The following is a 20585-nucleotide window of genomic DNA, read 5'->3' as shown; positions in this document are numbered from 1 at the left end:
TCGGGAAGGGCGCACCGTTTGATCGACCGCTACGACGCCTATCTGTTCGATCTCGACGGGGTGATCACCCCCACCGTCGATCTCCACATGCGCGCTTGGGCGGAGACTTTCGACCGCCTGTTCGCGCTCCGCGGCGAGGAGCCGTATCGTGAGAGCGACTACTACGAGTCGCTCGACGGGCGACCACGCTTCGAGGGCGTGGCCGCCCTGCTGCGAGCGCGCGGCATCTCCTTGCCGATGGGGGAGCCGGGCGATGACGGCTTCGAGAGCGTCATCGGCATCGGCAACCGCAAGAACCGGGTGTTCACCGAGGTGCTGCAGCGCGACGGCATCGATCCGTACCCCGGCTCGCTGCTGCTGCTCGATCGCCTCGCGGCGCTCGGGCGCCCGCTCGCGGTGGTCTCGAGCTCGCGCAACGCCGAGGCGGTGCTGCACGCTGCCGGCCTGAGGAACCGCTTCGCGGCGGTGGTCGACGGCGTGGTCGCCGAGTACGAGGGACTGCCCGGCAAGCCGGCGCCCGACACCTTCCTGCGGGGCGCCGAGCTGCTGGGAGCCGACCCTTCCCGCTCGGTGGTGTTCGAGGACGCGGCATCGGGGATCGCGGCCGCGAAAGCCGGCCGCTTCGGCCTGGTCGTCGGCGTGGACCGGGGCGCGGGGAAGGCCGCTCTCGAGGCTGCCGGCGCAGACACGGTAGTGATGGATCTGGAGGAGCTCGCACGATGAATCCCGAACTGTTCGACACCCCGGTGGAGGGTTTCCGGCGCGACTTCGGGGCGGATCCGTGGCGGCTCGTGGTTCGGGGCATCGACCGCGCCCTGTGCGGGGAGGACGAGACCCTGTTCTCGCTCGCGAACGGCTACCTGGGGCTTCGCGGCAACCACGAGGAGGGGCTGCCGCTCGGCAGCCACGGCACCTTCGTCAATGGTCTGCACGAGACGTGGCGGATCCGTCACGCCGAGAACGCCTACGGCTTCGCCGAGCACGGCCAGACCATCGTCAACGCTCCCGATGTGAAGACGATCCGCATCTACATCGACGACGAGCGTCTCAACCTCGAGTCCTCGGAGATCATCGATGCGCAGCGCATCCTCGATCTGCGTGCGGGAACGCTCACCCGCACGCTGCTGTGGCTCACTCCGACGGGCAAGCGCGTGCGGGTGGAGACGCGCCGGATGGTGTCGTTCGTCTCGCGTCACCTCGCGACGCTCGAGATGCGGGTCACGGTGCTCGACGCTGACGCCGATCTCTCCGTCTCCAGCCTCATCATCAATCGGCAGGATCTGAATCGCGTGCACTCGGAGCAGGGCGCGACCGCGGGGCTGGCGGATCCGCGCAAGAGCGAGCAGCTGACGCAGCGGATCCTGGATCCGGGCCCGGCGCGCCACGTCGGGCATCGCAGTGTGCTGAGCTACCGGGTGCACGATTCGGGCATGACCCTCGGCGTCGGCGTCGACCACGACTTCGACGGCGGGCACGAGGGGGAGTGGCAGACCCGGGTCGAGGCCTCGGACGACCGGGTGCGGCACCTCTTCCAGGGCACCGCGCGCCAGGGGCGCACGGTGCGGCTCGTGAAGACCGCCGCCTACCACTCCTCCGCGACCGCGGGACCAGAGGAACTGCTCGACCGCTGCGTGCACACGCTCGCGAAGACGGCGGCCGAGCCCTCCGAGCTGCGCTGGGAGCGTCAGCGAGAGTTCCTCGACGCGTTCTGGGATCGCAGCGACGTGCAGGTCGAGGCCGAGCCGGGGGTGCAGCAGGCGATCCGCTGGAATCTCTTTCAGCTCGCCCAGGCCGCGGCCCGCGCGGACGGCCGCGGGATCCCGGCGAAGGGGCTCACGGGCTCCGGGTACAGCGGGCACTACTTCTGGGACTCGGAGATCTACGTGCTGCCGTTCCTCAGCTACACGACGCCGCTGTGGGCGCGCAATGCGCTGCGAGCGCGGGAGCGGATGCTGGATCAGGCGCGCAGCCGCGCCGTCATGCTGAACGAGGACGGCGCGCTGTTCCCGTGGCGCACGATCAACGGCGAGGAGGCGAGCGCGTACTACGCGGCCGGCACCGCGGCGTACCACATCAATGCCGACATCACCTACGCGCTGGCGCGCTACGTTTTCGCGACGGGCGATTTCGAGTATCTGCTCTCGGGGGCGTGCGACATCCCGGTGGAGACGGCGAGACTGTGGCGCAGCCTCGGGTTCTGGCGCACCGAGCGCGACGGAGAGCGCAAGTTCCACATCCACGGGGTGACGGGCCCCGACGAGTACACGACGGTGGTCAACGACAACCTGTTCACCAACGTGATGGCGCGATTCAATCTGCGCATCGCTGCCCAGATGGTGCGGCGGCTCGAAGCGGAGGCGCCCGAGGTCTACGCCGGACTGCTCGAGCGTCTTCGTCTCGATCCCGACGAGGTCGTGGCGTGGGAGGAGGCCGCCGACGCGATGAGCGTGCCCTACTCGCAAGAGATGGGGATCCACCCGCAGGACGCCCACTTCCTCGACCGGGAGGTGTGGGATCTCGCCGCGACGCCGCCTGAGCAGAAGCCGCTGCTGCTGCACTTCCACCCGCTCGTGATCTACCGCTTCCAGGTGCTCAAGCAGGCCGACGTCGTGCTCGCGCTGCTGCTCGCGAGCGACGAGTTCAGCAGGGACGAGAAGCGCCGGGACTTCGAGTACTACGACGCGCTCACCACGGGAGACTCGACGCTGTCGGCCGTCGTGCAGTCGATCATGGCCGCCGAGGTGGGCTACCCCGAGCTCGCCTACCGGTACTTCGAGCATGCCCTGCACGTCGACCTCGGCAATCTCCACCGCAACTCTGCCGATGGCGTGCATATCGCCTCGGCGGGCGGCGTCTGGATGACGCTCGTGCAGGGCTTCGCGGGGCTGCGCGATTCGGCGGGCCGGCACCTGAGCTTCGACCCGCGGCTCCCCGGCCATTGGGATTCACTTCGGTTCAAGCTGGTCTGGCGGGGGCGTCGGATCGCGGTCGAGCTGCTGCGGGATCGCATCTGCTTCGAGATGGTCGAGGGCGACACGCCCGTCTCGGTGACCGTGCGGGGCGAAGCCCTGGAGATCCCGGCGGGGGAGCGACGGGAGGTGCTTCTCTCGGATCAGGGACCGGACCGCGGTCCGTTCCGAGGGCTGTCGGCCGGCATGCTGCCGCGCGAGGGGGACGCCGGGCCGGTCTTCTCGCCCGAGGTTCCCACGGTGACGACGGAGATTCCCACGCGCGACACTCACGCTCTGTGAAACCACCCTGCCGTGGGCAGGACGGCGGGAGACCGGGGAGTAGGATGGAGGGGTTCCGAGACGAGTGAAAGGTGGGGGCATCGTGACCTATGTGATCGCTCTTCCGTGCGTCGACGTGAAGGATCGCGCGTGCGTCGACGAATGCCCGGTCGACTGCATCTACGAGGGCGAGCGCTCCCTCTACATCCACCCCGACGAGTGCGTCGACTGCGGCGCGTGCGAGCCGGTGTGCCCGGTGGAGGCCATCTACTACGAGGACGACCTCCCCGAGGAGTGGGCCGACTACTACAAGGCCAACGTCGAGTTCTTCGACGAGATCGGGTCCCCGGGCGGTGCGGCGAAGGTCGGCGTCTACGACTTCGATCACCCCATCGTCGCGGCGCTGCCGCCCCAGGGCGAGTAGTCGCGTGCGCGGCCCGCTTCCCGACTACCCCTGGGACGCCATGGCGCCCTATGCCGAGCGGGCTGCGCAGCACCCGGGCGGTGCGCTGAACCTCTCGGTCGGGTCCCCGGTGGATCCCGCCCCGCAGAGCGTCCGCGACGCGCTCTGCGCCGCGACCGACGCGCACGGATACCCGGCGACGGCCGGCACTCCGCTGCTCCGCGAGGCGATCGCCGAGTGGTACTCCCGCCGTCGGGGGGTCCCGGTCGCGCCCTCCGCGGTGCTGCCGACGGTGGGATCCAAAGAGCTCGTCGCGCTACTGCCCTTCCTGCTCGGCCTCGGTGCGGGTGAGGCCGTCGTCTTCCCGCGCGTGGCCTATCCGAGCTACGCCATGGGAGCAGCGCTCGTCGGCGCAGAGGCGGTCCCCTCGGACGACCCGGCCGAGTGGCCAGAGCACACGAAGCTGGTGTGGATCAACTCCCCGTCCAATCCCGACGGCCGGGTGCTCGACACTGCTTCGCTGAGAGCTGCCGTCGAGCGCGCCAGGGAACTGGGGGCCGTGATCGTCGGCGACGAGTGCTACGCCGAGTTCGGCTGGGCCGCGCCGTGGGACGCCGAGCGGATCCCCTCGATCCTCGATCCCCGTGTCGTCGGCGACGACCACGCCGGGGTGCTCGCGGCCTACTCGCTCAGCAAGCAGTCGAACCTCGCGGGCTACCGAGCCGCGTTCGTGGCCGGCGACGCCGAGCTCATCGACCGGCTGCTCATGGTTCGCAAGCACGCGGGCCTCATGTCTCCCGCGCCGGTGCAGGCCGCGATGATCGCCGCGCTCGAGGATGAGGCGCACGTCGCCGAGCAGCGCGATCGTTACCGTGCGCGACGCGAGGTGCTGCTCCCGGCTCTGGAGGCCGCGGGGTATCGGGTCGACGGCAGCGAGGCCGGGCTCTACCTGTGGGTCACCCGAGGCGCTGATGCGTGGGAGAGCGTTGCAGAGTTCGCGGATCTGGGGATCGTCGTGGGCCCGGGGCATTTCTACGGAGACCACTCGCCGCAGCACGTGCGCCTCGCGCTCACCGCCGGCGATGAGGCGATCTCGGCGGCTGCGCAGCGAATCCGAGAGTCGGCGCCGTCTGCATGACGGACCGCGGCGCCCGAATCGCCTTTTGCTCGACGTCGAGATACTCTGGGTGGCGGCACTGCGATTCGACGGTGCGTGCATTCGCTCCGATCGGAGCCGATAGGGTGATAAGAACGAGGGCGTCCACCCGATGCCTTCTCCGCATAAGACCTCACGAGGAGACGACGTGACCGATTCGACTCAGCAGCAGGACCCGGCCACCGCAAAACTCACCTTTCCCGGAGGGGAAGCAGAGTTCCCGATCCTCGAGTCAGTCGACGGGCACTCCGCCATCGATGTCAGCACGCTGACCAAGCAGACCGGCTACACGGCTCTCGACTACGGCTTCGTGAACACGGCCTCCACCAAGTCGGCCATCACCTACATCGACGGCGACGAGGGTGTGCTGCGCTACCGCGGGTACCCCATCGAGGAGCTCGCGCGCAACTCGACCTTCCTCGAGGTCGCCTACCTCCTCATCTACGGAGACCTGCCCAGCGCGGACGAGCTGGCGGCCTTCGACGACGAGATCCGCCGCCACACCCTGCTGCACGAGGACATGCGCTACTACTTCGAGGGCGTGCCCCACACCGCGCACCCGATGGCGGTGCTCTCGGGCGGCCTGCAGACCATGTCGACCTACTACGAGAGCTCGCTCGACACCACGGTGCCCGAGTTCGTCGAGGTCAACACGATCCGTCTGCTGGCCAAACTGCCCGTGCTCGCCGCCTACGCGCACAAGAAGTCGATCGGCCAGGCCTTCCTGTACCCGAAGAACTCGCTCGGCTTCGTCGAGAACTTCCTCCGCCTCAACTTCGGCAACAAGGCCGAGGATTACGAGATGAACCCCGTGCTCGTCGACGCGCTCGACAAGCTGCTCATCCTGCACGCGGATCACGAGCAGAACGCCTCGACCTCGACCGTGCGCCTCGTCGGCTCGACCGGCGCCAACATGTTCTCCTCGATCTCCGCCGGCATCAACGCGCTCTCGGGCCCGCTGCACGGCGGCGCGAACGAGGCCGTGCTCGAGATGCTCGCGCAGATCCGCGACTCCGGTCAGAGCGTCGAGACCTTCGTGGAGAAGGTCAAGCGCAAGGAGGACGGGGTCAAGCTCATGGGCTTCGGGCACCGCGTCTACAAGAACTACGACCCGCGCGCCCGCATCGTCAAGGAGAGCGCCAGCCGCGTACTCGAGGAGCTCGGCGTCAACGACCCGCTGCTCGGCCTGGCACAGGAACTCGAGCAGATCGCGCTCGAAGACGACTATTTCAAGGAGCGCAAGCTCTACCCGAACGTCGACTTCTACACCGGCGTCATCTACAAGGCGATGGGCTTCCCGACGCGCATGTTCACCGTGCTGTTCGCGATCGGTCGTCTGCCCGGCTGGATCGCCCAGTGGCGCGAGGCCCGTGACGATGCGCAGACCAAGATCGGCCGTCCGCAGCAGCTCTACACGGGTTCCGCCGAGCGCCACCTGAACCGCTGATCCCTCAGCGCTGAGCCCTCGCCCCTCTTCGACAAGGGACGAGGGCTCAATGCTGCGCTCGTGCGCGCCCGTTCAGGCGTGCAGCTCCGAGTTCAGCTCGATGCCGGCACCCTCGCGAGGCAGCGCCTCGACGCCGCCCGTGCGCGAGTTGCGACGGAACAGCAGTTGCGGCAGGCCCGACAGCTCGACGGCCTTCACCTCGACGGGTGCGCCCTTCGAGTCCACGGTGCCCTTCGGCAGCACCACCTTGGTGCCCGCCGTCACGTAGAGCCCCGCCTCGACGACGCTGTCGTCGCCCAGCGAGATCCCGATGCCGGAGTTGGCGCCCAGCAGCGCGCGCTCGCCGATCGTGATGCGCTGCGTGCCTCCGCCCGATAGCGTGCCCATGATCGAGGCGCCGCCTCCGATGTCCGATCCGTCGCCCACGACGACGCCCTGCGAGATGCGGCCCTCGACCATCGAGGCTCCCAGCGTGCCCGCGTTGAAGTTGACGAAGCCCTCGTGCATCACGGTGGTGCCCGGCGCGAGGTGCGCGCCGAGGCGCACGCGCGAGGTATCGGCGATGCGCACGCCCGTGGGCACGACGTAGTCGGTGAGTCGAGGGAACTTGTCGAGGCCGACCGCGGTGATGCCCGCACGCTTCAGCTGCGGCAGGCGCGACGCGTAGACGTCGGGCAGCATGGGGCCGGCGGTCGTCCAAGCGATGTTCGGCAGCTTGCCGAAGATGCCGTCGAGGTTGATGGTGTTGGGGCGCACGAGGCAGTGCGAGAGCAGGTGCAGGCGCAGGTAGGCGTCTTCGGTGGAGGCCGGGGCCGCATCGAGGTCGATCTCGATGTCGACCGGGCGCATCTCGACGCCGCGCAGTTCGTCGGCGCCCGCGAGCTGTTCGAGCTCGGCCGGCGCGATCCACGGGTCGCGCGTCGCCGGGCGCTTGCCCAGCGCGGGCGAGGGGAACCATGCGTCGAGAACCGTGCCGTCGGCGGCTGTGGTGGCGATACCTGCGGACCATGCGAAGCGGGAGTCAGTCATGGTTTCTAGGCTACCGTTAGGCTGGGACGGATGAATGCCGATCCTGCACCCGATTCCGCTTCCCCCCTCGAACCCGCCCGCGGGCGAACTCTCGACCCGACTCTCGGTGCGGTGGAGCTCACCCGCCAGCTGTGCGACATCCCCTCGGTGTCGGGTGATGAGCGCGCTATCGCCGATGCGGTCGAAGCAGCGCTCCGGGAGCACGCTCCGCACCTGCAGGTGACGCGCGACGGCGACACGCTCATCGCCCGCACCGAGCTCGGTCGTGACCGGCGGGTCGCGATCGCCGGGCACCTCGACACGGTTCCCGTCAACGACAACCTCCCGGTTCGCGACGAGATCGACGAGGCGACGGGCGAGACCGTGATCCGGGGGCGCGGCACGGTCGATATGAAGGCCGGGGTCGCGGTGCAGCTCGCGCTTGCGATCGAGCTCACGGACCCCGCCGTCGATCTCACCTGGATCTGGTACGACCACGAGGAGGTCGCGTCGGAACTCAGCGGCCTCGGCCGGGCCATGCGCAATCATCCGCAGCTGTTCGCCGCGGACTTCGCGATCCTCGGCGAGCCGTCGAACGGCACGATCGAGGGCGGCTGCAACGGGACGATGCGGGCGCGAGTCACGGTGCACGGCAGGCGCGCGCACTCCGCGCGCAGCTGGATGGGCGTGAACGCGATCCAGCGAGCCGGTGCGCTGCTCGACCGGCTCGCCCGCTATGAAGCGCAGCGCATCGTGGTCGACGGCCTCGAATATCGTGAGGGGCTGAACGCGGTGCGCATCGAGGGCGGGGTCGCGGGCAATGTGATCCCGGATCGCTGCAGTTTCGAGGTCAACTACCGCTTCGCCCCCAGCCGCTCCGTCGAGGAGGCCGAGCAGCTGGTGCGCGACTTCTTCGCGGACGCGGACGAGGTGGAGATCGTGGATCGCGCCCCCGGCGCGAGGCCCGGTCTTGACGCGCCGCTCGCGCAGCGCTTCGTGGCGGCCGTCGGGGCCGAACCCACGGCGAAGTTCGGGTGGACCGACGTTGCCCGCTTCTCAGCGCTCGGGATCCCCGCCGTGAACTTCGGTCCGGGGGACGCCCTGCTCGCCCACGCCGACGATGAGCGCGTGCCCGTGACGCAGATCGAGTTCACGGAGCGAGCGCTCCGAGCCTGGCTGCAGACGGATGAGGCGTAACCGGACGACGCCCGGTTCGCCCTCCCGTGCGGCAGCCCGATAAACTAGATAGCAACCATAACTTTCGAGGAGGCGTCATGGCTGCAATGAAACCGAGGACTGGGGACGGACCCATGGAGGCGGTTCGTGAGAGTCGGCTGATCGTCGTGCGAGTGCCGCTCGAGGGTGGCGGGCGCCTCGTGGTGTCGGTCAACGACCAGGAGGCCACTGAACTGCGCGACGTGCTGTCTGCGGTGCTCGACGGCTAGACTCGCACAGAGCAGTAACGCAGCAACGGAGGAAGCCCCGGGAATCGCCGATTCCCGGGGCTTCCTGCCGCTCGCGGTCCGTCGGGCGTCGACGGACCCGGCCCTTCGGCGGGTTCAGCCGTCGAGGCGCACGAGGGTCAGTACTCCGTCACCGGTGGGGGAGAGCATGGGGGCGAGCGCCGGCGACTCCGCGACGAGCGCGAGCAGGTCTCGGCACGCCACGGTCGATTCGTCGCGGGCTGCGGGATCCGGCACCCGGCCGTGGGCGAAGACGCCCGGCACGACGATGCACCCTCCGGGGCGCACGATGCCGAGCGCGTACTCGAAGTGCTCCAGCAGCAGGGCCGGGTCCGCGTCGAGCAGCACCAGGTCGTAGGCGCCGAGATTCAGGCGCGGCAGCACGTGGCGCGCTTCGCCCTCGATGAGCCGCAGCCGCGACGACGCTACGCCGGCGTCGGCGAATACAGCCCGGGCTTCGCGGAGGTGCTCGGGCTCGATCTCGATCGAGGTCAGCGTGGCCTCGGGGGCGTAGCGCAGCAGTGCGAGTCCGCTCACGCCGACGCCGGTGCCCACCTCGCAGATGGCCTGAGCGCGGGTCAGCACCGTCAGCGCTGAGAGCTGCGCCGCGGTGGAGCGGCTGACGGGCTCGACGCCGAGCTCGAGAGACAGGCGGCGCGCGCGCGCGATCGCATCTGTCTCGCCCGGGTACTGCTCGGCGTATTGCCAGTTGCGTTCGAGCTTGCTCACGTTCTCCTCCGGTGTCCTGCGGCGTTGTCACGCCGACAACTCCTAGCGTAGCGCTACCGAAGACCGCCTCGAAGAGCTCTATGATGGTGTAGATGGGCCTCACGATAGATAAGATTCTGGTGATCATGGTGATCGCCATGTTCGTGCTGGGCCCCGAGCGTCTGCCTCTCTACGCGAAGAAGCTCGGCGAATTCGTGCGAGGGGCCAAGCGGATGGCGGACGGGGCGAAGGATCGCCTGCGCGACGAGATGGGCCCCGAGTTCGATCAGGTCGACTGGAAGCAGCTCGATCCGCGGCAGTACGATCCGCGCCGCATCATCCGCGATGCGCTCGTGGAGGACGAGCGAGAGGCGCGCGCCGAGGCTCGACGGGCCCGGATCGCCGAAGCCGCGGAGCAGCGTCGCGCAGCGTCGGGAGACGGCCGGGCCGAGGGCCCGCTGTACTTCGACGAGGAAGCCACGTGAGCGAATCGGGGTTACCCATCCGATCAGCTGAGATGAGGCTGCGCGAGCAGTTCGGGTCATCCGAGCGCGAGTTCACCGAGATCTTCTCGGCCCTCAACAGCTTCTCCATCGTCGCGATCACCGACCGTCGCGGTGTGATTCTGCACGTGAACGACCGCTTCTGCGAGATATCCCGGTACTCCCGCGACGAGCTGGTGGGTCAGACCCACCGGATCATCAACTCCTGTCGCCATCCGAAGGAGTTCTTCCAGGAGATGTGGCGGGTCATCGGACGCGGCGGGGTCTGGAAGAACGAGATCTGCAACCGCGCCAAGGACGGCACGGAGTACTGGGTCGACACCACCATCATCCCTCTGCTCGACGATGGGGGCCGGCCCGAGCGGTACGTCGCGATCCGCACGGAGGAGACGCAGCGGCACCTCGCCGAGGAACGGGTGCGCGAACTCGCCTTCCGTGACCGCGTGACCGGGCTTCCCAACCGCGCGTCGATGCTGCAGGCGATCGATGCCGACGGCGATCGGAAGTCGGAGGGCGAGCTCAGCGGGTTCATCTCGGTGAGCGTTGACGATCTCTCCGTCGTCAACGATGCGTTCGGGTATCAGGCGGGTGATCGTCTGCTCGTCGACTCGGCGCGCAGGCTTCGCGGCCTCGACCTGCACGACTCGGTCGTGAGCCGGATCGGCTCCAACACCTTCGGGATCCTCCTGCCCCGCCTCGGCATGGACCGCGGGGAGTCTGATCGGCGTGCGGCCGAGTGCGTCGAGGAGGTGCTCGACACGCTGACGGGGACGGTCGACCTCGAATCGGGGGTGGTGATCGATGCCACGGCGAGCGTCGGTTACGTGCTGTGGACGGCTCCTGAGAGCCGCGGAGACGACTGCGGCCCGGGCGCCTGCGATAGTTACATCAAGACGACCGACGCCCACGAGATCATCAAGTGCGCCGATATCGCCCGCAAGCACGCGCGCCGGGCCGGCGGCCAGCGTCGCATCCGCCACTTCCGCCAGAGCATGCTCGACGACGCGCAGCGGCGGGTCCGGCTCGTCTCGGAGCTGAGGCGCGGCATCGAGAACGGCGAACTGCGTCTCTTCTCGCAGCCGATCGTGGACCGCGAGCAGCGCGTGATCGGGGAGGAGGGGCTGATCCGGTGGGTCAGCCCTGAGCGCGGGCTCGTCGAGCCCGGAGCCTTCATCCCATTGGCGGAGCAGACCGGTCTCATCGTGGAGATCGGCGAGTGGGTGCTCGAGGAGGCCTGCCGGGTGCTCGCAGCCTGGGAGAAGGAGCCCGAGCGCGACCACCTCACCTTCTCGGTCAACCTCAGCGAGCGCCAGCTGCGGGTCGACAGTTTCGCGGAGCGCGTGCGCGCGACCATCGCGAAGCACGGCGTCTCGCCGGGGCGATTGAAACTCGAGCTCACCGAGAGCGTGCTGCACACCGATCTCGACCGCACCGTCAAGCTGCTGTCCCTCCTGCGGGCCGACGGTGTGCTCGCCTCGCTCGACGACTTCGGAACGGGATACTCCTCGCTGAGTTATCTGCGGCAGCTGCCCGTCCAGCAGCTCAAGATCGACCGCTCATTCACGTTCTCCGTGGTCGAGGACGAGGCCAGCGCCTCGATCGTGCACACCATCGTGCAGCTGGGGCGAACCTTCGCTCTGCAGGTGGTAGCCGAGGGCGTCGAGACCCGGCAGCAGTTCGAGAAACTGCTCGAGCTCGGTGTCGATGCCTTCCAAGGGTACCTGTTCGCGCGTCCGCGTCCGGTCGACGAGACCATCGAGGCGATCGGCTGAGAGATCGCGCCGACCGGGCGTCACCGGCTCAGCGGGGCGCGATCCCGAGCGACCTGCCGGCCAGGCTGCGGCCCCGCGCGGCGATCATGCGTGCGATGCGGATCACCTCCGCGGCGGCCGGATCCTCCGGTGCGACGAGCACGGCCGGCTCGCCGCGGTCGCCCGCCTCCCGGAACGCGGGGCTGAGCGGCACACTGCCGAGCAGCGGCACCGCCTCGGATTCGCCGCCCGCGGCGTCGGTGCTGAGTCGATCGGCGACCAGCTGCCCGCCGCCGCTGCCGAACACGTCGAGCACGCTGCCGTCGGCCTGCACCAGGCCCGCCATGTTCTCGACCACCCCGATCACCCGCTGACCGGTCTGGCGCGCCACGAGCGCGCTGCGCACGGCCACGTCGGCCGCCGCCTCCTGCGGAGTGGTGACCACGAGCACCTCTGCCTGGGGGAGCAGCTGACCGACGCTGATCGCGATGTCGCCCGTGCCCGGAGGCAGGTCGAGCAGCAGCACATCGAGATCGCCGAACCAGACGTCGCGCAGGAACTGCTCGATCGTGCGGTGCAGCATGGGCCCGCGCCACGATACCGCGGTGGTGCGCGGGTCGGCCTCGCCCAGGAACATACCGATCGAGACGGTCTTCACCCCGTGAGCGACGGGCGGCAGGATCATGTCGTCGACGCGGGTCGGCTGCTCGGTGCGGCCGTCGCGGCTGAGCCCGAGAATGCCGGGGATCGAGAACCCGAACACGTCGGCGTCGACGAGGCCGACCGCGAGGCCCTGCTGCGCCAGGGCGACCGCGAGCCCGGCGGTGAGCGAGGACTTGCCGACACCGCCCTTGCCGCTCGTCACCGTGATGACCCGCGTGAGCGAGTCCGGGCCGAACTGCTGCGGCCGTGATCCGCGATCCCCGCGCACCCGCTCGATGAAGGCCTTCCGCTCCGTAGGCGACATCACACCGACCTCGACCTCGGCCGAGACGACCCCGGCCGCGGACTCAGTCGCGGCGAGCGTATCGGCCTCGATGCGGCGGGCGGCGGGGCATCCCGCGATCGTGAGCAGGATCGCGACCGTCGCGTGCCCCTCGGCGTCCACGCGCACGTCGCGCACCATGCCGAGCTCTGTGATCGGGCGCAGGATCTCGGGATCCCGCACCCGCTCGAGCGCGGCCAGCACTGCGGCCTCAGCGTCCGTCTGCACGGGACTCCTCTGATGGCGATTCGTTCCCTGGGTCTGTCGAAGGGGACGGGGCCGTCTCAGGGCCCTCCTCCGCCTTCTCCGCCTCCTCTAGCTCGGCCAGCAGCGAGCGCAGTTCGGCTCGGATGAAGTCGCGGTCGGGCAGATCCTTCAGCGCGAGCCGCAGCGCCACGACCTCGCGAGCCAGGAACTCCGTGTCGGCGAGGTTGCGTTCGGCGCGCTGCCGATCCTGCTCCATCTGCACGCGGTCCCGGTCGTCCTGCCGGTTCTGCGCGAGCAGGATCATCGGCGCCGCATACGACGCCTGCAGTGAGAGGATCAGCGTGAGCGCGGTGAAGCCGAGCGCCGCCGAGTCGAAGCGCCACGACTCGGGGCCCCAGGTGTTCCAGGCCAACCAGGCCACGCAGATGAGCGTGAGGATCAGCAGGAACCACGGGGTGCCCATGCCGCGCGCGATGCTCTCGGTCCAGCGTCCGAAACGCTCCTGGCTCTTGCCGCCGCCGAGTGAGACGCGGCCCGCCCGCGCTCCGGTGGCCAAGGGCGCGTCGAGTCCGGGATCCTGCCGCTTGAACAGGCTCATCAGCGGCTCCTCTGCGGTGCGGAGGAGCGGGGCTGCTCATCGTCGGCGTGGCGCCAATCGTCGGGGAGCAGGTGATCGAGCACGTCGTCGACGGTGACCACGCCCACGAGGCGATGCTGCTCGTCGACGACCGGCATCGCGACGAGGTCGTAGCTCGCGAGGCGGCGCGAGACCTCGGCGGCGCTCGCGTCGACCGTGACCGGTTCGATCTCGGTGTCGATGAGCGACACCATGCGCTCGTGGGGCGGGAAGCGCAGCATGCGCTGGAAGTGCGCCATGCCGATGTACTCGCCCGTGGGCGTCTCATACGGGGGGTGGGTCACGTAGACGGCCGAGGCCATGGCCGGCGGGATCTCGGCGCGGCGGATCATCGCGAGCCCCTCGGCCACGCTCGACTCGCCCGACAGCACGATCGGCGCGGGGCTCATGAGGCCGCCCGCGGTGTCCGCGTCGTACTCGAGCAGGCGGCGCACGTCCTCGGCCTCCTCCGGCTCCATGAGGTCGAGCAGCTCCTCGCCCTTCGCCGTGGGCAGCGCGGAGATGAGATCGGCCGCGTCGTCCGGCTCCATGCGGTCGAGCACATCCGCGGTGCGGTCGGCCGGCAGCTGGGCCAGCAGCGCCAGCTGATCCTGCTCGCTCATCTCCTCGAGCGCGTCCGCGACACGCTCGTCGGCTAGCTCGCCGATCACCTCGAGCATGCGGTGCTGCGGCAGCTCGAGCAGCGCCTCGGCAAGGTCGGCGGGCTTGAGATCGACCATCGTCTGTATCAGCAGCTCGGCCGACTGCGCCGAACCGGTCGAGCTGGGCAGCACCAGATCTGACCAGCGCACGATCCGCGAGTCGCCGCGGCTGAACGGCGCCGCGGGCTTCGGAAGCCGTACGAAGACCTCGGAGACCACCCACTCGCCCGTGCGGGTGCGCTCGATCGCGGCGTCCTCGATGCGGGCCGCCTGCGGCTGCCCGCCCGAGTGCTCAGGAGCGAGCTGCACCTCGCGGCCGATGATCTCGGCGATCATGCGGGTCTCGCCGCCGCGCTGCTCGAAACGGCGCACGTTGATCAGACCCGTGGTGATCACCTGGCCCGAACCGATCGAGGTGACCCGGCCGATCGGCACGAACACTCGACGTTTGCCGGGGATCTCGACGATCAGGCCGACCACGCGCGGCGCGCTCGCCGCCCGGAAGACGACCAGCACATCGCGCACCTTGCCGATCCGGTCGCCGACCGGATCGAACACTCCGCGCCCGGCGAGGCGCCCGACGAAGACCCGCATCACACTCACACCTCTAGCGTAGTGGTGCCGAGCCCGGCAGTGAGAGAATGGAGGCATGAGTACTCCCGGCCCCATCTCCTCCTCGCGCGCACCCCTGATGCCCGAGATCCCGCAGGGCGAGATCGTCTCCACCTACGACCGCTACGAAGACGCCAAGCACGCGGTCGACGTGCTCGCGCGCGCCAGCTTCCCGGTGCAGCGCATCAGCATCGTCGGCAACGACGTGCGCAGCGTCGAGCGCGTCACCGGACGGCTCACCTACGGGCGGGTCGCCCTCATGGGAGCGCTCTCGGGCGCCTACCTGGGCCTGTTCCTCGGGCTCCTGCTGTTCATCTTCCAGCCCGACAACGCCGGCATCCTCGGCGTGTTCGTCGCGGCCGTGGTGATCGGCGCCGGATTCGGCATGCTCTTCGGCGTGCTCTCCTACGCGATGAACCGCAACCGCCGCGACTTCTCCTCCGTGATGCAGATGGTCGCCACCCGGTACGACCTGATCGTCGAACCCGAGCTGCTGCACGAGGCGCGTCGCATCCTCACGGAGTCGGTGCAGCGGTAGGCCCAGGGCAGTGGCGCGGCCTCCTTCGCCGAGTCGGCCTGTTTCTATCGAGGCGGCCCATGATGTGCGTGAATTGCAGGCTCTTTCGATATAAATAGGCCGCTTCGGCGAGGAGAAACCGCCCGCAGTACGTCGCTCACAAGCAGCGAATCCGGCCGGGGCGTGCTGCTTCATCCACCGATCGTGTTCCGAGCCCCCGCGATCGGAGCGAATCTGTCAGGCTGCGAGCATGACACCTCAGTACGGCTTCGCGTCGATCTCAGCGGCGGTGCGCTCGCGAGACGACCTGTTGCAGCGGAACTGGTCCGCTCGGGGCATCGCCGACGCCGTCGCAGAGGGAAGGCTGGAACGGCTCGCCGCCGGTCGGTATCTCGACGGCGGGATGTGGCGCGAGCTCTGGCCGGACCAGAAGCTGCTCGCGCGAGTGCTCGCGGTCTCCGGGAATCCCGACCTCGCGGGCTGCTTCTGGAGGGAGTCCGCGGCCGTCCTGCATGGGCTGCGTCTCTACCGCCCACCTTATGATCGCGCCCAGCTGCTGCTCCCCGGCGCTTCCTCCGCCCGCCGCAGCACCTTCATCGCGCGCAGCACCGACCGGGTCCGAGACGGAGAGGTCGGACTGCTCCACGGCGTCCCCGTCACGAGCCTCTCGAGAACGGTGATGGACCTCGCCCGGCTGGCCCCGCTGGAGCTGGCGCTCGGGGCGCTGGACCACGCGTTGCAGCTGCAGTTCGGCCAGCACCGCGGCGTACCGAACTCACCCGGTGTCGTGGAGTGGTTGGAGAGGCTGCGCCGGGACCTGCTCTCGGGACCCCGCCGACGCGGCGTGAGGAGAGCACTGCGGATCGTCGAACTCGCCGATGCCGGGTCGGAATCGGTGCTGGAAACCCTCGGACGGCTCCGGTTCGTGCAGGCGGGGTACCGGGTGAGCACGCAGGTGCCGGTGGTTCACCCCGATGGCAGCGTGAGCTACTTCGACCTCGGGCTCGATGATCTCGACATCCTGTGCGAGATCGACGGACGATCGAAGTACCTCGACGAGGGCTTGCGCGGGGGAAAGACCGCGGCTGAGGTGGTCCTCGCCGAGAAGAGGCGCGAGGACAAGGCCCGAGGGAGCACGCCGAAGCGGGTCATCCGGCTGATGCACGAGGATCTGCGCACGCTCGACAGCTTCTACGCGGCCGCGCGCGCCTACCGTTTACCACCGCCTCCGGCCGCGCACCGTTCATCGAGCCGTCCCCTTCGTATCGACCCGGTATGGAACTCGCGAGAAATCTAGGCGGACTCGATACAAATGGGCCGGCTCGGCGGGGAGCGCGGCGCGGCGGGGCGGGGAGCGCGGCGCGGCGGGTCAGCCGTCGCGCAGCAGCTTCTGGATCCGCTGCAGCGAGACCGGCTCGGCGGTGCGCAGCTGCTGCGCGAACAGGCTCACGCGCAGCTCCTCGATCAGCCAGCGCACGCGCACGAGGTGATCGGGGGCCTGCTCGGGCAGCGGGATCGCGCCGCCCGCCTGCTCGAAGAGCGCGAGCGCGCGGTCCACCTCGTTCTGCCAGGCCCGATCCCGCCCCGGGTTCTCGACGAGCCCCCGCATGCGCAGCTGCACCGCCTCCAGATAGACGGGCAGCCGCGCCAGCTGGGCGAGTCCGGTGCGCGAGACGAAGCCGTCGTAGACGAGTCGGTCGACCTGGGCCGCGGCCCCGGCCACCTGTCCCAGAACCTGGATCGACTTCGCGCCGTCGATCGCCTTGCGCGCGAGCCTCGCCGCGTCGAGCACGCGGGCGGTGAGGGCGATCGCGCCGTAGATGTCATCGATGAGGGATCGCGCGTAGTCGTTCGCGATCCGCTCGAACGCGGCCTCCGACCACACGAGCCCGTCGGGTGCATGACGGCGGATCACGCCGTCGGCGACTGCGAGCGAGACATCCGCGATCGCGGCGTCGAGCGAGCGGTACGGCCCGGCGCCGAGCAGCAGCTTCTCCTGGTTCGAGAGATGGTCGCGGATGTAGCTCGCCGGCGACGGCGAGCTCAGAGCGACGAGGCGGCGGATCCCGCGTCGCGATAGCCGGACCTGCTCGGCCTCGTCGGCTACGAGCGTCAGATCGACGCCCGTGCGGCGATCCACGATCGCGGGATAGGCCCGCACCACGCCCGCTCCGGATCCGCGGCCCTTCGCGTAGGCCGTGTCGACGTGCCTCGGCAGCTCGCCGAAGTCCCACGCGGTCGAGCCCTTGCGCTCGAGATCGCTCTTCGGCAGCGCCGCCGCTGCGACCTTGGCGACGCCCTGCGTCGCGCGATCCTTGTGCGCCACCTGCAGCGCGGCGAGATCCTTGCCCGACCCGATAGTGCGCCCGCGCCCGTCGACCACGCGGAACGTCGGCGTGAGATGCGCCGGCAGACGCGATGCGTCGAAGTCGCCGGGGGAGACGGTCACGCCCGTGCGACGGCGGATCTCGTCGGCCAGCAGCTGGAGCAGCGATGAGTCGGAGTCGGCGCCGTCCAGCTTCGGCTCGACGGTCTCGAGCAGCGTGCGCGCCCAGTCCGCGGCGGGCACGACGTGCTTGCGGATGGCCTTCGGCAGCGTCTTGATGAGCGCCGTCACGAGTTCCTGACGCAGGCCCGGCACGAGCTTCTCGAAATCGGAGCCCTCGAGTCGCGGCAGCAGCGGCAGCGGCACGTTGACGGTGACACCGTCGTCGTCGGCCGAGGGGTCGAAGCGGTACTTGAGCCGCAGCGTCTGATCGCCGTGCCGCCACTGGCGCGGGAACTCGCTCTCATCGACCTCGGCCGTCTCGCCCTCGACGAGATCCTCCCGGCGCATGGTGAGCAGTCTCGGCTGCTTGCGCTGCGCCTCCTTCCACCACCCCTCGAAGTCGCGCGTCGACGCGATCTCGGCGGGAATGCGGGCGTCGTAGAAGTCGAAGACGGCCTCGTCGTCGCTCACCAGGTCGCGACGCCGGGTGCGCTCCTCGAGCTGCTGGAGCTCTCGGCGCAGCTGCCGGTTCGCCCGGTCGAAGGCGAAGGCGGATCCTCCTGACGGAATCTCCCACTCGCCGTCCACCAGGGCGTGGCGGATGAACAGCTCTCGCGCCTGCTCGCGGTCGAAGCGGGCGAGCTGCACCCGGCGGCGGTCGACGATCGGCACGCCGTAGAGCGTGACCCGCTCGTAAGCGACGGCCGCGCCCTGCTTCTTCTCCCAGTGCGGCTCGCTGATCTGTCGCTTCGCGAGGGGCCCTGCGAGCTCCTCGGCCCAGGCCGGGTCGACGACGGCGTTGGACCGGGCGAACAGCCGCGAGGTCTCGACGAGCTCGACGCTCATCACGACCTCGGGCGGCTTCTTCGCGAGGACGGAACCGGGATAGAGCACGAATCGCGTGCCCCGGGATCCGACGTACTCCTGGGCGGGCTTCCGCTTGACCGTGCCGGGAGCGCTCCGTCCGCGGGCGGGCGCAGCGCGGTCCTGGCGATCGTCGCGCACGCCGAGCTGGGAGAGCAGGCCGGCGAGCATGGAGCGGTGGATCGCTTCGCCCGATCCCGAACCGGCCGCAGAATCCGCGCGACGGGCTCCCGCGATCCGGGCGAGCTGGCGGTAGAGATCCATCCACTCGCGCACGCGCAGGAAGTTGAGGTATTCGGCCTTGCAGAGGCGGCGGAAGGCGCTCGACGACAGTTCGCGCTGCTGCTCCTGCAGATACTCCCAGAGGCCCAGCAGCGTCATGAGGTCGCCCTGCGGGTCGGCGAAGCGCGCGTGCAGCTGGTCGGCCTGGGCGCGCTTCTCCTGCGGCCGCTCGCGCACGTCCTGGATCGTGAGGCCCGCGACGATCGCCAGCACTGCGGGGACGACGTCGTGCTTGCGGGCCTCCACCACCATGCGGGCGAAGCGCGGCTCGATGGGCAGGCGGGCGAGCTCGCGGCCGATCTTCGTGATCCGCGGGCGGGCGCGGGTTCCCCTGCCCTCGAGCTGCACCGCTCCCAGCTCGGCGAGCAGCCCGAGACCGTCGGCGATGCCCCGCTGATCGGGAGGCGTGAGGAACGGGAAGCGCGCGATATCGCCGAGGCCGAGCGACAGCATCTGCAGGATCACCGAGGCGAGACCGGTGCGCCGGATCTCGGGCTCGGTGAACTCGGGCCGGCTCTCGAAGTCCTCCTCGGAGTAGAGCCGGATCGCGATGCCGGGGCTGGTGCGCCCCGAACGGCCCGATCGCTGGTTCGCGCTCGCCTGCGAGACGGCCTCGATGGGGAGCCGCTGCACCTTGCTGCGCGCCGAGTATCGCGAGATTCGAGCGGTGCCGGCATCGACCACGTAGCGGATGCCGGGCACCGTGAGCGAGGTCTCGGCCACGTTGGTGGCGAGAACGATGCGACGGGCGCCCGCGTTCGCGCCGCTGGGGGGTTCGAAGACCCGGTGCTGCTCCGCCGCGCTGAGGCGGCCGTAGAGGGGCAGGATCTCGACGGGTCTCGCTCGATTCGAGCCGAGACGCCCGCGCAGGGCGTCGGCCGCGTCGCGGATCTCGGCCTCGCCGCTGAGGAACACGAGCACGTCGCCGCGCTCCTCCCGAGACAGCTCGTCGACCGCGTCGCCGATGGCGTCGAAGAGATCGCGCTCGACGGTGCGCACCCGCGGCGCGCCGCCCTGGGGATCGGGCTGCTCGATCCTCTCCACGAGGGGTCGGTACCGGATCTCGACCGGGTAGGTGCGGCCCGAGACCTCGATGATGGGGGCCGGCCGCTTCGTGCTCGCGTCGGCGAAGTGCTCGGCGAACGACTCGGGATCGATCGTCGCCGACGTGATGATCACCTTGAGGTCTGGCCGCCGGGGGAGCAGCGTCTTGAGGTAGCCGAGCAGGAAGTCGATGTTGAGCGAGCGCTCGTGCGCCTCGTCGATGATGATGGTGTCGTAGGCGCGAAGGTCGCGATCGCGGTGGATCGCATTGAGCAGGATGCCGTCGGTCATCAGGCGGATCCGCGTGTCCTCCGAGACCTTGTCGGTGAACCGCACCTGGTAGCCGACGAGCCCGCCGAGCTCCGAGCCGAGCTCCTCGGCGATGCGCTCGGCGATCGTGCGCGCGGCGATGCGGCGGGGCTGCGTATGGGCGATGCGCTCGCGGCCGAGGGCCAGGGCGATCTTCGGCAGCTGCGTCGTCTTGCCCGACCCGGTCTCGCCGGCGACGATGATCACCTGGTGGTCGCGGATCGCCGCCTCGATCTCGTCGCGCATCTGCGAGACGGGAAGCTCTTCGGGAAAGGAGACGCGCACTGGGGGCTGAGGCATGGTGCTCCCATTATCCCGTGCGGCGTCGCC

General features: G+C 69.6%; 17 protein-coding genes. 11 read left to right on the top strand and 6 right to left on the bottom strand.

The genetic code is table 11. The features are described 5' to 3' along the window. Positions 1-18 precede the first annotated feature (18 nt). From AC0KXF_RS02895 to AC0KXF_RS02875, 5 genes are all read left to right on the top strand, one after another. Positions 19-723 (top strand): HAD-IA family hydrolase, encoded by a 705-nt coding sequence (locus tag AC0KXF_RS02895; RefSeq protein ID WP_473107760.1) that lies wholly within the window; start codon positions 19-21, stop codon positions 721-723. After that, positions 720-3251: a glycoside hydrolase family 65 protein gene (locus AC0KXF_RS02890; protein WP_473107759.1), complete on the top strand. Its 2532-nt coding sequence runs from the start codon at positions 720-722 to the stop codon at positions 3249-3251. The genes AC0KXF_RS02895 and AC0KXF_RS02890 overlap by 4 nt, the downstream gene beginning before the upstream one ends. An 82-nt stretch (positions 3252-3333) precedes the next feature. Further along, entirely contained in the window at positions 3334-3654 is a 321-nt protein-coding gene (fdxA, locus tag AC0KXF_RS02885) for a ferredoxin (protein ID WP_105805281.1), read from the top strand. A 4-nt stretch (positions 3655-3658) separates the two neighbouring features. Continuing rightward, positions 3659-4771, top strand: a complete 1113-nt coding sequence (gene dapC, locus AC0KXF_RS02880; RefSeq protein ID WP_473107758.1) for a succinyldiaminopimelate transaminase — start codon at positions 3659-3661, stop codon at positions 4769-4771. Between the two features lie 166 nt (positions 4772-4937). After that, on the top strand, positions 4938-6236 hold the full coding sequence (locus AC0KXF_RS02875) for a citrate synthase (RefSeq protein WP_473107757.1): 1299 nt from the start codon (positions 4938-4940) through the stop codon (positions 6234-6236). 72 nt (positions 6237-6308) lie between these two features. Here the strand turns inward: AC0KXF_RS02875 and dapD are convergent, their stop codons facing one another. Continuing rightward, a complete protein-coding gene (dapD, locus tag AC0KXF_RS02870) occupies positions 6309-7265 on the bottom strand; it encodes a 2,3,4,5-tetrahydropyridine-2,6-dicarboxylate N-succinyltransferase (protein WP_473107756.1) in 957 nt (318 codons plus the stop codon). A 30-nt stretch (positions 7266-7295) separates the two neighbouring features. Between dapD and dapE the strand changes: the two genes are divergently transcribed. Next, positions 7296-8441 carry a succinyl-diaminopimelate desuccinylase gene (dapE, locus tag AC0KXF_RS02865; protein WP_473107755.1) on the top strand — a complete coding sequence of 382 codons (1146 nt, stop codon included), beginning with the start codon at positions 7296-7298 and terminating at the stop codon, positions 8439-8441. Between the two features lie 77 nt (positions 8442-8518). Continuing rightward, a complete protein-coding gene (locus AC0KXF_RS02860) occupies positions 8519-8689 on the top strand; it encodes a DUF3117 domain-containing protein (protein ID WP_223044349.1) in 171 nt (56 codons plus the stop codon). Between the two features lie 114 nt (positions 8690-8803). Here AC0KXF_RS02860 and AC0KXF_RS02855 read toward each other — a convergent pair whose 3' ends face one another. Next, entirely contained in the window at positions 8804-9436 is a 633-nt protein-coding gene (locus tag AC0KXF_RS02855; RefSeq protein WP_473107754.1) for an O-methyltransferase, read from the bottom strand. A gap of 92 nt (positions 9437-9528) precedes the next feature. On the opposite strand from AC0KXF_RS02855, the gene AC0KXF_RS02850 reads away from it, so the two are divergent. Together AC0KXF_RS02850 and AC0KXF_RS02845 are read left to right on the top strand one after the other, a co-directional pair. After that, a complete protein-coding gene (locus AC0KXF_RS02850) occupies positions 9529-9900 on the top strand; it encodes a twin-arginine translocase TatA/TatE family subunit (protein ID WP_223044347.1) in 372 nt (123 codons plus the stop codon). Positions 9901-9932: 32 nt separating this feature from the next. Beyond that, a complete protein-coding gene (locus tag AC0KXF_RS02845; RefSeq protein ID WP_473107753.1) occupies positions 9933-11690 on the top strand; it encodes a putative bifunctional diguanylate cyclase/phosphodiesterase in 1758 nt (585 codons plus the stop codon). 28 nt (positions 11691-11718) lie between these two features. Here the strand turns inward: AC0KXF_RS02845 and AC0KXF_RS02840 are convergent, their stop codons facing one another. Genes AC0KXF_RS02840 through AC0KXF_RS02830 form a run of 3 tightly spaced genes read right to left on the bottom strand, consistent with a single transcriptional unit; the run spans position 11719 to position 14742 of the window. After that, positions 11719-12882 carry an Mrp/NBP35 family ATP-binding protein gene (locus AC0KXF_RS02840; RefSeq protein WP_473107752.1) on the bottom strand — a complete coding sequence of 388 codons (1164 nt, stop codon included), beginning with the start codon at positions 12880-12882 and terminating at the stop codon, positions 11719-11721. Further along, complete coding sequence (locus tag AC0KXF_RS02835; protein WP_473107751.1) at positions 12866-13459, bottom strand: DUF1003 domain-containing protein; 594 nt, start codon at positions 13457-13459, stop codon at positions 12866-12868. The genes AC0KXF_RS02840 and AC0KXF_RS02835 overlap by 17 nt, the downstream gene beginning before the upstream one ends. Next, positions 13459-14742: a magnesium transporter MgtE N-terminal domain-containing protein gene (locus tag AC0KXF_RS02830; protein WP_473107750.1), complete on the bottom strand. Its 1284-nt coding sequence runs from the start codon at positions 14740-14742 to the stop codon at positions 13459-13461. The genes AC0KXF_RS02835 and AC0KXF_RS02830 overlap by 1 nt, the downstream gene beginning before the upstream one ends. 46 nt (positions 14743-14788) lie before the next feature. Here AC0KXF_RS02830 and AC0KXF_RS02825 point away from each other — a divergent pair, with 46 nt between their 5' ends. After that, on the top strand, positions 14789-15289 hold the full coding sequence (locus AC0KXF_RS02825; protein ID WP_473107749.1) for a YflT domain-containing protein: 501 nt from the start codon (positions 14789-14791) through the stop codon (positions 15287-15289). Positions 15290-15518: 229 nt separating this feature from the next. Beyond that, a complete protein-coding gene (locus AC0KXF_RS02820) occupies positions 15519-16565 on the top strand; it encodes a hypothetical protein (RefSeq protein WP_473107748.1) in 1047 nt (348 codons plus the stop codon). A gap of 72 nt (positions 16566-16637) precedes the next feature. On the opposite strand, the gene hrpA is transcribed toward AC0KXF_RS02820, so the two are convergent. Next, a complete protein-coding gene (gene hrpA, locus AC0KXF_RS02815) occupies positions 16638-20555 on the bottom strand; it encodes an ATP-dependent RNA helicase HrpA (protein ID WP_473107747.1) in 3918 nt (1305 codons plus the stop codon). Positions 20556-20585 lie beyond the last annotated feature (30 nt).

It is taken from the genome of Leucobacter holotrichiae (genome assembly GCF_055791005.1).
The sequence above is the reverse complement of the archived record's forward strand: the minus strand, read 5'-3'. Positions and strand labels throughout refer to the sequence as shown.

Bases quoted from the DNA above. Each gene is read 5' to 3' on its own strand.
- dapD (WP_473107756.1), bottom strand. From the start codon at position 7,265: ATGACTGACTCCCGCTTCGCATGGTCCGCAGGTATCGCCACCACAGCC.
- AC0KXF_RS02845 (WP_473107753.1), top strand. From the start codon at position 9,933: ATGAGGCTGCGCGAGCAGTTCGGGTCATCCGAGCGCGAGTTCACCGAG.
- AC0KXF_RS02850 (WP_223044347.1), top strand. From the start codon at position 9,529: ATGGGCCTCACGATAGATAAGATTCTGGTGATCATGGTGATCGCCATG.
- AC0KXF_RS02835 (WP_473107751.1), bottom strand. From the start codon at position 13,459: ATGAGCCTGTTCAAGCGGCAGGATCCCGGACTCGACGCGCCCTTGGCC.
- AC0KXF_RS02820 (WP_473107748.1), top strand. From the start codon at position 15,519: ATGACACCTCAGTACGGCTTCGCGTCGATCTCAGCGGCGGTGCGCTCG.
- AC0KXF_RS02825 (WP_473107749.1), top strand. From the start codon at position 14,789: ATGAGTACTCCCGGCCCCATCTCCTCCTCGCGCGCACCCCTGATGCCC.
- AC0KXF_RS02890 (WP_473107759.1), top strand. From the start codon at position 720: ATGAATCCCGAACTGTTCGACACCCCGGTGGAGGGTTTCCGGCGCGAC.
- hrpA (WP_473107747.1), bottom strand. From the start codon at position 20,555: ATGCCTCAGCCCCCAGTGCGCGTCTCCTTTCCCGAAGAGCTTCCCGTC.
- AC0KXF_RS02860 (WP_223044349.1), top strand. From the start codon at position 8,519: ATGGCTGCAATGAAACCGAGGACTGGGGACGGACCCATGGAGGCGGTT.
- dapE (WP_473107755.1), top strand. From the start codon at position 7,296: ATGAATGCCGATCCTGCACCCGATTCCGCTTCCCCCCTCGAACCCGCC.